The sequence below is a fragment of the Cellulomonas sp. WB94 genome (assembly GCF_003115775.1).
Lineage (GTDB): Bacteria > Actinomycetota > Actinomycetes > Actinomycetales > Cellulomonadaceae > Cellulomonas_A.
In genome coordinates, this window is the sequence record NZ_QEES01000002.1 from 2,624,424 (window position 1) to 2,639,453 (window position 15,030).

The window sequence follows — 15,030 nt, forward strand, 5'->3', positions numbered from 1 at the left end:
GCACCCCGATGAACCCTGACCAGACGACGTGGTTCGCCGAGACCTTCGACGCGCTCGTGGCCAACGTGTGCCGCGCGGTCCTGGGCACCGAGCACACCGTCCGCCTGGCCGTCACGGCGATGCTCGCCGAGGGGCACCTCCTCCTGGAGGACGCGCCGGGCACCGGCAAGACGTCGCTCGCGAAGGCGATCGCGGCGACCGTGCAGGGCTCGCACCAGCGCATCCAGTTCACGCCGGACCTCCTGCCGAGCGACGTGACAGGCGTGACGATCTACGACCAGGGCACGGGCAAGTTCGACTTCCACCGCGGCCCGGTGTTCACGTCGGTGCTGCTGGCCGACGAGATCAACCGCGCCTCGCCGAAGACGCAGTCGGCGCTTCTCGAGGTCATGGAGGAGGGGCAGATCACCGTCGACGGGGTGACGCACCCGGTCGGCCGGCCGTTCATGGTCATCGCGACGCAGAACCCGATCGAGCAGGCGGGCACGTACCGGCTGCCCGAGGCCCAGCTCGACCGGTTCCTGATGAAGACGTCGCTCGGCTACCCCGACCGTGCGTCGACGGTCGAGATCCTCGCCGGCGCCAAGGACCGCACCACCGGCCTCCTGCCGAAGATCACGACGAAGGCCGTCGGCGAGATGGCGGACCTGGCCACGTCCGTGCACATCGACCCGTCGGTGCTCGACTACGTCGCGCGGCTGACCGAGGCGACCCGCGAGGACTCCCAGACGGCGCTCGGTGCGAGCATGCGCGGCGGCCTCGCGCTCGTGCGGTGCGCCAAGGTCTGGGCAGCCTCGCAGGGCCGGGCCTTCGTGCTGCCGGACGACGTGAAGGGCCTTGCTGTCCCCGTGCTCGCGCACCGGTTGGTGCTCGACACCGAGGCCGAGTTCGCGGGTGTCACGGCTGTGCACGTCGTCGAGCGGATCGCCGCTGCCGTCCGTCCGCCGGCGCAGCGGGTGGCCTGACGGTGGCTCCCCGCCTGTCCCCGATCGGCTGGGGCGCGCTCGCCGGCGCCGTGGTCGGTGTCGTGCTCGGTCGCGCCCTCGGCTGGCTCGAGCTTGCCGCGGCGGGGGCGGCGCTCACGGTGGTGCTCGTGCTCGCGCTGCTCATGACCGTCGGTCGCGAGCGGTACGAGGTCGAGCTCGACCTGGCTGATCGGCGGGTGCGGGTGGGGGAGCGCGCCGTGGGTCGCCTGACGGTGCGCAACGCGTCGCGTCGACGGTCGCTGCCGGCGCGCATCGAGCTGCCCGTGGGCGCGGGCGGGGCCGACCTCGCGCTGCCGTCGCTCGCGGGCGGGGCCGAGCACGACGACCTGTTCGCGATCCCGACGTCGCACCGCGCGGTCGTCGTCGTCGGACCGGTGCGGTCGGTGCGCGGCGACCCGCTCGGCATCGCGCGCCGCACGCTGCGCTGGACCGACCCGGTCGAGCTGTTCGTGCACCCTGCGCTCGTCGCGCTGACGGGGTCGAGCGCCGGGGTGCTGCGCGACCTCGAAGGTCAGGCGACGCGTGACCTGTCGGACAGCGACCTCTCGTTCCATGCCCTGCGTGACTACGTGGCGGGCGACGACCGTCGCTACATCCACTGGCGCACGACGGCGCGCCGTGGCGTGCTCATGGTCAAGCAGTTCGAGGACACGCGCCGCACGCAGACCGTCCTCGCCCTGTCGACCGACCCTCGCGACTTCGACGACGACGACGAGGTCGAGCTGGGTGTCTCGACCATCGCGTCGATCGGGGTGCAGACCCTCCGCGAGCAGCGTGACCTCGTGGTGCTGGCCGGTCCCGGCCGCCTGCGGGTGTCGTCGCCGCCGCGGCTGCTCGACGACTGCTCCGCGGTGTCGGTCGAGGTCGGGGGGACAGGGGTCTCGGGGCTGGGCCGACGGATCGCTCGCGAGGCGCCCTCGGCGTCGGTCGCCGTGCTCGTCACCGGGTCGGTGCCGACACCCGCCGACCTGCGAGCCGCGGCCCGGCACGTCCCGGTGGGGACCCGGACCCTCGTGCTCGCGTGCTCGCCGGGAGCCGAGATCAGCGTCCGCACGCAGGGCTCGCTGAGCATCGGGACCCTCGGCGCGCTCGACGACCTGCCGCGCGTGCTGCGCAGGGTCGTCGGCTGATGGCACGCGGCACCGAGGGCGCTCCGCGGACGGGCGCCCGAGCCGGCGTGGACCTCGTCGTGCTCGTCGGTGCGCTCGGGTTCGCCCTCGCCCCGCTCGGGCCGGCGTTCGGGCTGCGGGCGCTCGCCCCTGCGGTCGTCGGTGGCCTCGTGCTGGGGACGGGCGCGGCTGCGCTGGGTGCGTGGCGCCGTTGGTCCGCACTGAGCGTCGTGGCGGTCGTCGTCGTCGCGTACTTCGTCGCCGGGGGGCTTCTCGTGGCTCCCGGGACGACGGAGGCCGGGTTCGTCCCGACGGCGGGCACTCTCGGCGCGCTCGCGACCGGGGCCGCGACCTCGTGGAAGCAGATCCTGACGCTCCAGCCTCCGCTCGGCACCACCGGCACGCTGCTCGCCGCGCCGTTCCTGCTCGCCCTCGTCGGAGCGGCTGCGGCGACGGCCACGACGCTGCGCGTCCGCACCCCGGCGCGCGCGGCGCTCGCGGCACTCATGCCGGTCGCCGGGCTCGTCGGCGCGATCGTCCTGGGCACGCGCCAGACCGTCGTGCCGGTGGTCGCGGGCCTCTCGCTGACCCTGGTGCTGCTGACCTGGGCGGCCTGGCGGGCCCGGATGCTGCGTCCGCGCCGGGTCGTCGCCCTGGTCGCGCTCGCGGGTCTGGCGGTCGCGGGCGGCGCGCTGGGTGCACCGGTGGTGACGGGTGCGACAGAGCGCTACGTGGTGCGCGACGTGCTCGTGCCGCCGTTCGACCCGCGCGACTACCCGAGCCCGCTGTCGGCGTTCCGCAAGTACGTCAAGGAGGACGACGCGACGCTGCTGACGGTCACGGGCCTGCCCGCGGGTGCGCGGGTGCGGCTCGCCACGCTGGACCAGTTCGACGGCGTGGTGTGGAACGTCGCGGGTGACGGCTCGGCTGAGGGGTCGGGCGAGTTCCGGCGCGTCGGTGCCACGATCCCGACGGACGTCCGTGGCGCGACGTCACGGATCGAGATCGAGGTCGGCGCTCTCACGGGTGTGTGGCTGCCGACCGTCGGGCAGGCGACCGCCGTGACGTTCGCGGACGATGCCGTCGCCGGCGACCTGCGCTTCAACGACGCGACGGGCGGCGGGGTCCTGACGCGCGGGCTCACGTCGGGGCTGGCGTACACCCTGGACGTCGTCGTCCCGATCGTGCCCGACGACGCGACGATCGGTGCGGCGGGTGCAGCTCCCGTGATCCTGCCGGCCCTGACCGGGGTGCCGGACGCCGTCGACGCGAAGGCCGCCGACGTCGCCCGGGACGCCGGGACGCCGGTGCAGGTCGCGCGGAGCCTGCAGAAGGCCCTCGCCGAGACCGGGTACTTCAGCCACGGGCTCGTCGAGTCCGGGGACTACCCCTCGGTCTCGGGGCACGGAGCCGACCGGGTCGCTGCGCTGCTCGGGTCGGACCTCATGGTCGGTGACGGTGAGCAGTACGCGTCGGCGATGGCTCTCATGGCGCGCCAGATGGGCCTGCCGGCACGTGTCGTGCTCGGCTTCGTCCCGACCGACGACCAGCGCACGGGCGACGTCGTCACGGTGACCGCGGGGGACGTCGAGGCGTGGGTCGAGATCGCGTTCACCGGGTACGGCTGGGTCCCCTTCGACCCGACCCCGCCGCGCACCCAGACTCCCCAGCAGGACTCGTCGACCACGGCGGCCGACCCTCAGCCGCAGGTCGTCCAGCCGCCCCCCGCGCCTCCCGAGCCGGTCGCGGCGCCGAACGACGACACCGAGCAGCCGCAGGCCCAGGACTCGAAGAAGCCGGCGGTCACCGAGTCCGCGTGGCGGCAGGTCGCCGTGGTCGCCGCAGCTGCCTCGGTGCCGCTCGCCGTCGTCGCCGGGCCACTGATCCTCGTCGTCGCGCTCAAGGCGCGGCGGCGCCGTCGCAGGCGCCGCGACAGCGACGTCGTCGCACGCGTCGCAGGCGGCTGGGACGAGCTGCTCGACGTGGCCCTCGACCTGCGCACCCCCGCACCGCCCCTCGCGACGCGCGGCGAGAGCGCCCGTGCGCTCGCTGACTCGTTCACCGGAGCCGCCGCGTCGGGGTCGCGCGCCGCGTCGGCCGTCCTGACGCTCGCCGCCGAGGCCGACGCCACGGTGTTCGGGCCGGGGCTGCCGTCCGACGCGCAGGCCGCGGCCTACTGGCGGCGTGTCGAGGTCACAGCCGCCGCGATGCGCGGAACGGTCCCGTGGGTCCGGCGGTTCCGCAGCCGGGTCTCGCTGGCCTCGCTGCGCCACCGGCGGCGGGAGAGGCGGCTCGACGCGCGTCGACCAGACCGGCCATCCCGGGTGCCGCCCCCGAGACCGAGCCCGAGACCGACCCCGAGCTCCAGCCCGCAGCTCGTCCACCAGCGCGACCACCAGGAGGGACCGACCCCATGACGCACCCCGTCCCCGCCCCATGGGGCGGCGCCTGCTCGCCTACCTCGTCGACCAGGTCGCGGTCGTCGCGTGCGGCGGCGGGCTGCTGCTCGGTGCGCTGCTGCCGGTTGTGCGTGCGACGGTCGCCGGCACCCCGTCCGGGACCGAGGTTCCGGTCGCCGACCCGACAACCCTGCTGCTCGGCTGGTGCATGCTCGCCGCACTCGCGATCTTCCAGTGGTGGGCGCAGGGCGCGCGAGGCTGGACCGTCGGCAAGTACCTGCTCGGTCTGCGCATCGTCGACGTGCGGTCCGGTCGGCCCGTCGGCATGCGGCGCATCGTCGTGCGCGGGCTGGTGGTCGTCGCCGGCACGCTCGTGCTCGGAGTCGGCCAGCTGGTCGTGCTCGCGTCGCCCCTGTGGGACCGGTCCGGCCGCAACCGCGGCTGGCACGACCGGTCCGCCGGTGACGAGGTCGTCGACCTGCGCACAGGGACCCTGCCGCCGCCGCGACCGCAGGTTCGCCGCACTCGCGGCTCGGAGCCGCAGCGGCGGTCGGCTGTCTCCGGGCCCCCGACGGCGACCGTGACGGTCGTGCCGACCGGGGCTCCCCGCGGTGCCCTGGCGCACGGATCCGACGCGCTGCCGCGCTACCAGCAGCGCGACGAGGCGCTGCACGACGAGGCGCTGCACGACGAGGCGTCGCACGACGAGCCCTCGCGCCGCGAGGTGCTCCGTCGTGGGGCTCGTGCGGACGCGGCCGCCGCCACCGAGGCCGCCCGCGACGCGGCCGCGCGTCGCCTCGACGCGCTCCTGTCCGACCGGCGCACGGGCGGCCCGGCGCTGGTGATGCCGCCGCTCGCGGAACCAGGCGTCGCGCCGGACGTGGACACGCGCGCGCTCGCGGTCGTGCGCCCGGCGGTCTTCGGGCTCGACCCCGAGCTCGAGCAGACCCGCTACGCACCGCTTCGGCCCGACGAGCGCCCTGACGAGACCCCGGCCGCGCCAGGGCTCGACCCGGCCACCGCTGACCTCGAGCTGAGCGACGGCCGCGTCGTGACGGTGACGCGCAGCCTGCTCGTCGGCCGCAACCCTGGCGGCGGCGACGACTCGCAGGTGATCCGAGTCGACGACCCGGGGCGGTCGGTCTCCAAGACGCACCTGCAGGTCGGGCTGGACACGGCCGGCGTCTGGGTCGCGGACCGTGGGTCGACGAACGGCACGATCGTCACGCTCGCCGACGGCGCGCAGATCGTCTGCGGTCCGGGCCAGCGGGTGCGGCTGCCGGCGGGGGCGACCGTGTCGTTCGGCGACTGCGGCCTCCGCGTCGTTCGCGCCCCGGGGGCGGCCACGCGGGCCTAGAGTCGCAGGATGGGGCCAGCGAGGTCCACCCGTGCGATGCAGGACGTCGAGCTCGCCGAGGACGGCGCCGACGTCCGGATGCCGACGCGGCCAGGACCCGCTTCCGCTGGCCCCGAGGGCCCCTCGATGATGGGACTGTGGCCCGCGCTGCGGCGTTGGTGGCCCATCCCGGTGATCGTCGCGCTGGCGGTCGCAGCGACGACGATCACGATGGATCGGCGGGATGCCGCGCGCTCCGACCGGATCGCCGCCGTGGCGGGCATGATCCGCCCGCTCAGCACCGCGCCGTCGGTCCTCTGGCGGGCGAGCGGGACCACCGACGACGACGTCCTCGCGGCGGGCGGTGCCCTTGTCGTCGTCGGACCGCGAGACGAGGTGTGGCGCGCGACGTCCCTCGAGCCCGCGACGGGAGCCGCGCGCTGGTCGAGGGTCCTCGGGCCGGTCGCGCTCGCAGGTACCGAGGGTGGCGAGGTGCAGTGCCCGCACACGGGCGCCGACGTCGGACTGGTCGTGGTGTGCGTCGTCACGAGCCCGTGGCCCGTCTACACCGACGGCAACGGTGCTCCGCAGGGCGCTCGCAGCGTGACGCACCGCGTCGTGGCCCTCAGCGCCGACGACGGTGCGGTGCTCGGGCAGTGGACCTTCACGGGCACCTCCATCGCCTTTGCGCGCGCCGACGCAGACGTCGTGGTTGCGACGACCGGTACCGACCTGTTCGTCGAGATCGCACGGCGGCGGGCCGTCTCCGGCGACGTCGTGTGGCGCCACCGCAGCAGTGAGGCGGAGCTCAGTGCCGGTGCCGCCCGGGTCGAGGTCGCTCCCCGGCTCGTCCTGCTGACGGGTGCGACGTCATCGGTGCTCGACGCCGACGCAGGCACGGTGCTGTTCTCGGAGCCGTCCCTCAGCTATGTGCTCACCGCGCCGCTCGGCGACCGGTTCGTCACCTGGTCGATCGCGCACGGCGGCGAGCTGCACGACGCCACGGGTGCCCGCAAGTTCGCGGTGCCGGGCTTCCCTGCCGAGCAGCTTGCGAACGCCGGCTCGGCCTCGGAGCTCGTGGTGATCGACCAGGGTCGGTCGGTCGTCGGTGACGAGCTGGCGACCGGACGTCAGCTCTGGAGCGCGGAGACCGGGCTCGACCCGGTCCTCACCGTCGACCGCGAGCTCGTCCTCGCGGGCGGTCCGCGGGTCGGCGTGCTCGACCTGGACACCGGGGCCGTCGTGTGGAGCCGCGAGGTGGGTGAGGCGATCGTGGGCCGCCCGCTCAGCGACGGCGCGCTCGTGGTGACGCTGGCCACGGCGCTCGACGGCTCGGCTCAGCTCGAGGCGTTCGGCCTGCGCGACGGCGTCCCGTACTGGTCGGTGCCGTTGCCCGACGCGGTCCGCGACCTGTCGGCGCAGGGGGTCACCTGCTCGTGCGCGCGACGGACGGGCTCGTCGCGCTGGGCTGAGCCCCCAGCGATGGGCCGGAAGCGACGGGCCGACGACGCTGAGACGGAGGTCCCGCGCGGCGCGGCCCGCGGGGTACAGTGTCGAGGTGCTCACGCGTACGCGCCTCCTCCTTCGTCGCCGCGACGAGGCCTTCTAGGCCGGATCCTCGTCGCGGTGTTCGGTGTGCCGGCTGACGCTCGCCCCACAGCCACCCCCGCGAAGGATCCCCTCATGAGCTACGACACCGCCACACCCCAGCAGCCCTCCGGCATGCGGGTGAACCGCTACCTCCCGTACGCCGCCCAGTTCGCCGTTGACCTGCCGGACCGCACGTGGCCCGGCAAGCGCGTCACGAAGGCGCCCCGCTGGTGCGCGGTCGACCTGCGTGACGGCAACCAGGCCCTGATCGAGCCGATGAACCCCGCCCGCAAGCTGCAGATGTTCGAGCTGCTCGTGCAGATGGGCTTCAAGGAGATCGAGGTCGGCTTCCCGTCGGCGTCGCAGACCGACTTCGACTTCGTGCGGATGCTCATCGAGGAGCACCGCATCCCCGACGACGTCGTGATCCAGGTCCTCACCCAGTCGCGCGAGCACCTGATCGAGCGCACCTACGAGGCGATCGAGGGCGCCAAGCGCGTCATCGTGCACCTGTACAACTCGACGTCGACGCTGCAGCGCGAGGTGGTCTTCCGCACCGACGAGGACGGGGTCGTCGACATCGCGACGTCGGGCGCGCACCTGTGCAAGAAGTACGAGGAGACGGTCCCCGGCACCGAGGTCTACTACGAGTACTCGCCCGAGTCGTACACCGGCACCGAGCTCGAGTTCGCCGCCCGGGTGTGCAACGCGGTGCTCGACGTGCTCGAGCCGACCCCCGAGCGCAAGGTCATCATCAACCTGCCGGCGACGGTCGAGATGGCGACCCCGAACGTCTACGCCGACTCGATCGAGTGGATGGGCCGCCACCTGCACCACCGCGAGAACGTGATCATCTCGCTGCACCCGCACAACGACCGCGGCACCGGCGTCGCGGCCGCCGAGCTCGGCTACCTCGCGGGGGCCGACCGCATCGAGGGATGCCTGTTCGGCAACGGCGAGCGCACCGGCAACGTGTGCCTCGTGACACTGGGCCTCAACCTGTTCAGCCAGGGTGTCGACCCGGAGCTCGACTTCTCCGACATCGGCCACATCCGCCGCACCGTCGAGGCCTGCACGCAGCTGCCGGTGGGTGAGCGCCACCCGTACGGCGGGGACCTCGTGTTCACCGCCTTCTCCGGCTCGCACCAGGACGCCATCAAGAAGGGCCTCGACGCGCTCGCGGTGCAGGCAGCAGCGGCGGGCACCGAGGTCGAGGACGTCGTGTGGGCCGTCCCGTACCTGCCGATCGACCCGAAGGACGTGGGTCGCAGCTACGAGGCGATCATCCGGGTGAACTCCCAGTCCGGGAAGGGCGGGATCTCCTACCTGCTCAAGTCGGAGCGCGACCTCGATCTCCCGCGCCGCCTGCAGATCGAGTTCTCCCGCGTCGTGCAGGGCTTCACGGACGAGCACGGCTCGGAGGTCACGGCGGACGACCTGTGGCGGATCTTCAACGACGAGTACCTTCCCGCCGAGCCGGGCGGCCCGCTCTCGCCGTGGGGACGGCTGTCGCTGCGCGGGACACGCTCCGCGAGCATCGAGGACGGTCCGGACACCATCTCGGTCGACCTCGTCGACAACGGCGAGCCGCGCACGATCGAGGGCTCGGGCAACGGGCCCATCGCCGCGTTCGTCAACGCCCTCGACGGGATCGGGGTGCACGTCCAGGTGCTCGACTACGCCGAGCACGCCCTGTCGGCCGGCGGGGACGCGACGGCGGCTGCGTACGTCGAGTGCGCGGTGGGCGACCAGACGCTGTGGGGCGTCGGGCTCGACCCGTCGATCACCACGGCGTCGCTCAAGGCCATCATCTCGGCCGTCAACCGCGCGCTTCGCTGAGTCGCGGGCCGTCCCGCGCCGGTCAGCCACGACCGGCGCGGGACGGCCGCGCGCGTCGGTGCTGCGGGAGACAATGGCTAAGTGAGCCTCTACCGCGACGAGGCGATCGTGCTGCGCACCCAGAAGCTGGGGGAGGCCGACCGCATCGTCACCCTCCTGTCCCGGTCGCACGGCAAGGTGCGCGCCGTCGGCAAGGGTGTGCGCCGGACGTCGTCGCGCTTCGGCTCGCGGCTCGAGCCGTTCATGCACATCGACCTCCAACTGAGCACGGGCCGGTCGCTCGACATCGTCACGCAGGTCGAGACCCTCAGTGCGTTCGGTCGCCCGGTGTGCGAGGACTACGCGCTGTACACGGCCGGCACGGTCATGCTCGAGACGGCCGACCGGCTCGTGGAGGCCGAGCACGAGCCGGCGCTCCAGCAGTACTGGCTGCTCATCGGCGCGGTGCGGTCGCTCGCGGTGCGTGAGCACGCCCCGGGGCTCGTCCTGGACTCCTACCTGATGCGGGCGCTCGCGATCGCAGGGTGGGCCCCGAGCTTCACCGACTGCGCGCGGTGCGGCAAGCCGGGACCGCACAGCGCGTTCGCGGTCGCTCAGGGCGGCGCGATGTGCAGCGGGTGCCGACCACCGGGGGCCACGGCGCCCGCGCGTGAGACGTTCGACCTGCTCGCGGCGCTGCTCTCGGGCGACTGGGCGGTCGCGGACGCGAGCGCCGAGCGCCACCGACGCGAGGGCAGCGGGATCGTCGCGGCCTTCAGCCAGTTCTACCTCGAGCGCCAGCTGCGCTCGCTCCCGATGGTCGAGAGGATCTGATGCCGGTCCCACCCCCGCCGCACCCGAGCGGTGCCCGCCCGCCCGTGATCCCGCGCTCCCTCGTCCCGAAGCACGTGGCGGTCGTCATGGACGGCAACGGGCGCTGGGCGAACGCGCGCGGGCTGCCGCGGACGGCGGGTCACGCGGCGGGCGAGGCCTCGCTGCTCGACGTCGTCGCGGGGGCCATCGAGATCGGTGTCACGCACGTCTCGGCGTACGCGTTCTCGACCGAGAACTGGAAGCGCTCACCCGAGGAGGTGCGCTTCCTCATGGGGTTCAACCGGGACGTGCTGCGCCGCCGACGTGACCTCATGGACTCGTGGGGCGTGCGCGTGCGTTGGGCCGGGCGGCGTCCCCGGCTGTGGAAGTCGGTGATCGACGAGCTCGAGGAGGCCGAGCGGGTCACGGCCGGCAACGCCACCTGCACCCTGACGATGTGCGTGAACTACGGCGGTCGCGCGGAGATTGCCGACGCCGCGAAGGCGATCGCCCGCGAGGTCGCTGCGGGCCGGCTCGACCCCGAGAAGGTGACCGAGAAGACGGTCGCGCGCTACCTCGACGAGCCCGAGCTGCCCGATGTCGACCTGTTCCTGCGGTCGTCCGGGGAGCAACGGATCTCGAACTTCATGATCTGGCAGTCCGCGTACGCCGAGCTGGTGTTCCTCGACGAGCCGTGGCCCGACGTGGACCGCCGGCACCTGTGGCGCGCGGTCGAGGACTACGCGCACCGCGACCGACGGTTCGGGCGGGCGGTCGACAAGGCCGCGGCCGCGGATCTCACGACGGGCACGGCGGCAGAGGGGCTCGACCGGGGCCGGTGACGGCCGCGGCTGTCAGTCTGCCGCGCTGTCCGCGATGAGCACGTCGTCGGTGACGTCCGGGTGCGGGTCGTCGGCGGGCTGTGGCCGCTGCAGCAACGGCCGCAGGGTCGCCGCCACGCCGTACACACCGATCGCGAGGACGACGATCGTCGCCCCGGGCGGGAAGTCCTCCCAGTAGGTGATGGCGAGCCCGACGATGCTCACGGCGACGCCGATCCCGCTGGCGACCGCCATCGTGCGGCTGAACGACCGCGCGTACAGCTGAGCGACCGCGACCGGCACGATCATGAGGGCGCTGACGAGCAGCAGGCCGACGACGCGCATCGCGACGGTCACCGTCAGCGCGGCGATGGTCGCGATGAGCATGTTGAGCAGCCGGACCGGGATCCCGCTCGCCCGCGCGAACTCCTCGTCGTGGCTCACGGCGAACAGCGCGGCCCGCAGCCCGACACCGGCCGCGAGCACACCGGCCGCGAGCACGACCGTCCAGGCGAGGTCGGCGACGGACACGGTCGAGATCGACCCGAAGAGGTAGCTGATGAGGTTGGCGTTCGTGCCGCCGGCGACCTTGATGAGCAGCACGCCGCCCGCGATCCCGCCGTAGAACATCAGCGCGAGCGCGAGGTCGCCGTTGGTCTGCCCGCGTTCGCGCACGAGCTCGATGACGACCGAGCCGATGATCGCCGCGACCACGGCGCCGGGGACGGCCAGCGCGTCGTGCGGCGCCAGGCCCGCCCAGTTGCCGACGAGCCAGCCGAGCGCGACACCGGTGAGCGCGACGTGCCCGATGCCGTCTCCCATGAGCGACATCCGGCGCTGGACCAGGAACGTGCCGACGACGGGGGCCGCTGCCCCGACCAGGATGGCGGCGAGGAAGGCGCGCTGCATCAGGGGCGAAGCCAGCATGGTCGTGAGCGTCTCGATCCAGCTCACAGGTTCACCTCCACGGACATCGTCCGCGTGGTCGGGGGAGGCGTCGGCCCGGGGTGGGCGTGCGTGTGGTCGTGGTCGGGCGTCGCGTGCTCGCCACGGGCGCTCGGGGGTGCGCCGTCGTGCGCGATCCGTCCGTGGCGCAGGACGACGGCGCGCTCGATCAGCGGTGCGAACGGTCCGAGCTCGTGAAGGATGACGACGACGGTGCCGCCGCCGTCGTGCAGGCGCTGGACGGCGTCGACGAACGTCTGCTGCGTGGGGATGTCGATCCCGGACGTCGGCTCGTCGAGCACGAGCAGCTCGGGTCGGCGCACCAGCGCGCGGGCGATCAGGACGCGCTGCTGCTGCCCGCCGGAGAGCTCGTGGACGGGACGGTGCGCCGTTGCGGCGAGCCCGACCTCGTCGAGCGCCGCGAGCGCACGGGCGCGACCGTCGCGGGGCGGGCGCAGGCGGTGCCGGTGGAGGAGGCCCGCGGTCACGACCTCGAGTGCGCTCGAGGGGACTCCCGCGCCGGCCGGGAGCCGTTGGGGCACGTACCCGATCCGCTCCCACGGGGCGGACCGGCCCAGCGGGCTGCCCAGGAGCTCGACGCTGCCGTCGGAGATCGGGACGATGCCGAGCAGCGCGCGGACGAGCGTCGACTTGCCGGAGCCGTTGGCGCCGAGCAGGGCGAGGACCTCGCCGGGGCCCACCGACAGGTCGATGCCGGTGAGGATCTGCTGACCGCCGAGCTGGACGCCGAGCCCCTCGGCCTGGATCACGTTGTCGCTCACGAGCAGGACAATGCCATCTTCAGGGCCGAAAGGTTCGCTTCGGCGATGCTGAAGTAGTCCTGGGTCGGGTCGCTCACGCCTTCGAGCGGGTCGAGGACCCGGGCGTCGACGCCCAGGTCGGCGGCCAACGTCTGGGCGACCTTGGGGCTCACGAGCGTCTCGAAGAATATCGTGCTGACCCCGCGGTCCTGCACGAGCCGGCTGATCTGGGCGAGGCGGTCGGGCGAGGGGTCGGCCTCCGGATCGAGCCCCGAGATGGCGACCTGCTCGAGGTCGTAGCGCGCCGCGAGGTACCCGAACGCCGCGTGGGACGTGACGAACGCGCGGTCGGCGCAGGTCGCCAGGCCGCTGGCGTACTGCGCGTCGAGGGCGTCGAACCGTGCGGACAGGGCCGTGGCGTTCGCGGCGTACGTGGCCGCTCCTGCGGGGTCGATCGTGCTGAGCTGGTCGGCGACGGCGTGGGCGACGGCCGGCATGCGGCTCGGGTCGAGCCAGAAGTGCGGGTCGAGGTCGCCGGAGCCCCCAGCGAGTGGCATGAGCGTGGTGAGAGTAGCGGCGTCGACCGCGTGGGCCGGTGGGGCGGCCGCGACGGCGTCGTCGACCGCGGGCTGGAAGTCGGACAGGTAGACGACGAGGTCGGCGCTGCCGACCCGGACGACCTGGGCCGGTGACAGCTCGAGGTCGTGCGGCTCGGCGCCGGGCGGCGTCAGCGAGGTCACGTCGACGCGGTCGCCGCCGACCTGCTGGGCGACGAGCTGGAGCGGGTAGAACGACGCGAGGACGCTGGGCCGACCGTCGTCGGCGCTGCCGGTGGAGCAGGCGCCCAGGGCGAGCACGGCAGCGGCGACGGGCAGCGCAAGGCAGGCTGCGTGGAGGCGGGTGGGCACGTGCTCAGTCTCGGACAGTTGAGAATCGTTGTCAAAGTGGGGTGCGAGGAGAACAAGGGAGGGCACAGGGGCGCGCACGATCCCGGTAGCCTCGGGTGCGTAGCCTCCGCCAGCCAGGTGTGGGGTCGCCCGAGGAAATGAGTGTGAACGTGGCCCCGTCCCGTCTTGACGCCGTCACCTCCCTGGCCAAGCGCCGTGGGTTCGTCTTCCCGTCCGGTGAGATCTACGGCGGGACCCGGTCCGCGTGGGACTACGGACCCTTGGGCGTCGAGCTCAAGGAGAACATCAAGAAGCAGTGGTGGCGGACGATGGTCACGAGCCGCGACGACATCGTCGGGCTGGACTCCGCGGTGATCCTGCCCCGCCAGGTCTGGGTCGCGTCCGGCCACGTCGGGGTGTTCACGGACCCGCTCACCGAGTGCCAGAGCTGCCACAAGCGGTTCCGCGAGGACCACCTGCTCGAGGAGTTCGAGGAGAAGAAGGGCCGCGCGCCCGAGAACGGCCTCGCCGACATCGCCTGCCCGAACTGCGGGACGCGCGGGCAGTGGACCGAGCCGCGCGACTTCAACATGATGCTCAAGACGTACCTCGGCCCGGTCGAGGACGAGTCCGGGCTGCACTACCTGCGCCCCGAGACCGCGCAGGGCATCTTCGTGAACTTCGCCAACGTCGTCACGACGAGCCGCAAGAAGCCGCCGTTCGGCATCGGCCAGATCGGCAAGTCGTTCCGCAACGAGATCACCCCCGGCAACTTCATCTTCCGGACGCGCGAGTTCGAGCAGATGGAGATGGAGTTCTTCGTCGAGCCCGGGACCGACGAGACGTGGCACCAGTACTGGATCGACGCGCGCACCGACTGGTACACCGACCTCGGCATCGCCCGCGAGAACCTGCGCCACTACGAGCACCCGCAGGAGAAGCTGTCGCACTACTCCAAGCGGACCGTCGACATCGAGTACCGCTTCGGGTTCCAGGGCAGCGAGTGGGGCGAGCTCGAGGGCATCGCGAACCGCACCGACTTCGACCTCAAGACGCACACCGAGCACTCCGGCCAGGACCTGTCGTACTTCGACCAGGCCAAGAACGAGCGCTGGGTGCCCTACGTCATCGAGCCCGCGGCGGGGCTGACGCGCTCGCTCATGGCGTTCCTCGTCGAGTCCTACACCGAGGACGAGGCACCTAACACCAAGGGCGGCGTCGACACCCGGGTGGTCCTCAAGCTCGACCCGCGCCTCGCGCCGGTCAAGGCGGCGGTGCTGCCGCTGTCGCGCAACGAGGCGCTCTCGCCCAAGGCGCGCGACCTCGCTGCCGAGCTGCGCAGGAGCTGGAACATCGAGTTCGACGACGCCGGGGCGATCGGCCGCCGCTACCGTCGCCAGGACGAGATCGGCACGCCGTTCTGCATCACGGTGGACTTCGAGACGCTCGACGACCAGGCCGTGACGATCCGCCACCGCGACGACATGTCGCAGGTCCGGGTCGCGCTCGACCAGGTCTCGGCGTACCTCGCTGCCCGGCTGATCGGCGCCTGACCCCGGGGGTTC

Annotated in this window: 11 protein-coding genes and 1 pseudogene; 9 read left to right on the forward strand and 3 right to left on the reverse strand. The window is 73.1% G+C overall.

Translation table 11 applies throughout. The features are described 5' to 3' along the window. Positions 1-8 precede the first annotated feature (8 nt). From DDP54_RS13215 to DDP54_RS13245, 8 genes and pseudogenes are all read left to right on the forward strand, one after another. Positions 9-965: a MoxR family ATPase gene (locus DDP54_RS13215; RefSeq protein WP_109132125.1), complete on the forward strand. Its 957-nt coding sequence runs from the start codon at positions 9-11 to the stop codon at positions 963-965. 2 nt (positions 966-967) lie between these two features. After that, on the forward strand, positions 968-2,116 hold the full coding sequence (locus DDP54_RS13220; protein WP_109132126.1) for a DUF58 domain-containing protein: 1,149 nt from the start codon (positions 968-970) through the stop codon (positions 2,114-2,116). Then, positions 2,116-4,512 carry a transglutaminase domain-containing protein gene (locus DDP54_RS13225; protein WP_109132127.1) on the forward strand — a complete coding sequence of 799 codons (2,397 nt, stop codon included), beginning with the start codon at positions 2,116-2,118 and terminating at the stop codon, positions 4,510-4,512. Before DDP54_RS13220 ends, DDP54_RS13225 begins: the two co-directional genes overlap by 1 nt. Before the next feature lie 19 nt (positions 4,513-4,531). After that, entirely contained in the window at positions 4,532-5,851 is a 1,320-nt protein-coding gene (locus DDP54_RS13230; RefSeq protein ID WP_109132128.1) for an RDD family protein, read from the forward strand. A gap of 261 nt (positions 5,852-6,112) precedes the next feature. Further along, positions 6,113-7,204, forward strand: a pseudogene (locus tag DDP54_RS18690) (PQQ-binding-like beta-propeller repeat protein); the annotation flags it as partial. 309 nt (positions 7,205-7,513) lie between these two features. After that, positions 7,514-9,259 carry a 2-isopropylmalate synthase gene (leuA, locus tag DDP54_RS18695; protein WP_242448470.1) on the forward strand — a complete coding sequence of 582 codons (1,746 nt, stop codon included), beginning with the start codon at positions 7,514-7,516 and terminating at the stop codon, positions 9,257-9,259. Between the two features lie 81 nt (positions 9,260-9,340). Next, positions 9,341-10,072 carry a DNA repair protein RecO gene (recO, locus tag DDP54_RS13240; RefSeq protein ID WP_109132130.1) on the forward strand — a complete coding sequence of 244 codons (732 nt, stop codon included), beginning with the start codon at positions 9,341-9,343 and terminating at the stop codon, positions 10,070-10,072. Further along, a complete protein-coding gene (locus tag DDP54_RS13245; RefSeq protein WP_109132131.1) occupies positions 10,072-10,893 on the forward strand; it encodes an isoprenyl transferase in 822 nt (273 codons plus the stop codon). Before recO ends, DDP54_RS13245 begins: the two co-directional genes overlap by 1 nt. Before the next feature lie 12 nt (positions 10,894-10,905). Here the strand turns inward: DDP54_RS13245 and DDP54_RS13250 are convergent, their stop codons facing one another. Genes DDP54_RS13250 through DDP54_RS13260 form a run of 3 tightly spaced genes read right to left on the reverse strand, consistent with a single transcriptional unit; the run spans position 10,906 to position 13,486 of the window. Continuing rightward, a complete protein-coding gene (locus DDP54_RS13250) occupies positions 10,906-11,799 on the reverse strand; it encodes a metal ABC transporter permease (protein WP_109132599.1) in 894 nt (297 codons plus the stop codon). A gap of 23 nt (positions 11,800-11,822) precedes the next feature. Further along, on the reverse strand, positions 11,823-12,599 hold the full coding sequence (locus tag DDP54_RS13255; RefSeq protein ID WP_242448402.1) for an ATP-binding cassette domain-containing protein: 777 nt from the start codon (positions 12,597-12,599) through the stop codon (positions 11,823-11,825). Beyond that, complete coding sequence (locus DDP54_RS13260) at positions 12,596-13,486, reverse strand: metal ABC transporter substrate-binding protein (RefSeq protein ID WP_109132133.1); 891 nt, start codon at positions 13,484-13,486, stop codon at positions 12,596-12,598. The genes DDP54_RS13255 and DDP54_RS13260 overlap by 4 nt, the downstream gene beginning before the upstream one ends. A gap of 137 nt (positions 13,487-13,623) precedes the next feature. Between DDP54_RS13260 and DDP54_RS13265 the strand changes: the two genes are divergently transcribed. Further along, positions 13,624-15,018, forward strand: a complete 1,395-nt coding sequence (locus DDP54_RS13265) for a glycine--tRNA ligase (RefSeq protein ID WP_109132134.1) — start codon at positions 13,624-13,626, stop codon at positions 15,016-15,018. Positions 15,019-15,030: the final 12 nt, after the last annotated feature.

What these genes read in the sequence shown, in the direction of transcription:
- DDP54_RS13245 (WP_109132131.1), top strand. Translation starts at nt 10,072, where the DNA reads ATGCCGGTCCCACCCCCGCCGCACCCGAGCGGTGCCCGCCCGCCCGTG.
- leuA (WP_242448470.1), top strand. Translation starts at nt 7,514, where the DNA reads ATGAGCTACGACACCGCCACACCCCAGCAGCCCTCCGGCATGCGGGTG.
- DDP54_RS13215 (WP_109132125.1), top strand. Translation starts at nt 9, where the DNA reads ATGAACCCTGACCAGACGACGTGGTTCGCCGAGACCTTCGACGCGCTC.
- DDP54_RS13225 (WP_109132127.1), top strand. Translation starts at nt 2,116, where the DNA reads ATGGCACGCGGCACCGAGGGCGCTCCGCGGACGGGCGCCCGAGCCGGC.
- DDP54_RS13265 (WP_109132134.1), top strand. Translation starts at nt 13,624, where the DNA reads ATGAGTGTGAACGTGGCCCCGTCCCGTCTTGACGCCGTCACCTCCCTG.
- DDP54_RS13250 (WP_109132599.1), bottom strand. Translation starts at nt 11,799, where the DNA reads ATGCTGGCTTCGCCCCTGATGCAGCGCGCCTTCCTCGCCGCCATCCTG.
- DDP54_RS13230 (WP_109132128.1), top strand. Translation starts at nt 4,532, where the DNA reads ATGGGGCGGCGCCTGCTCGCCTACCTCGTCGACCAGGTCGCGGTCGTC.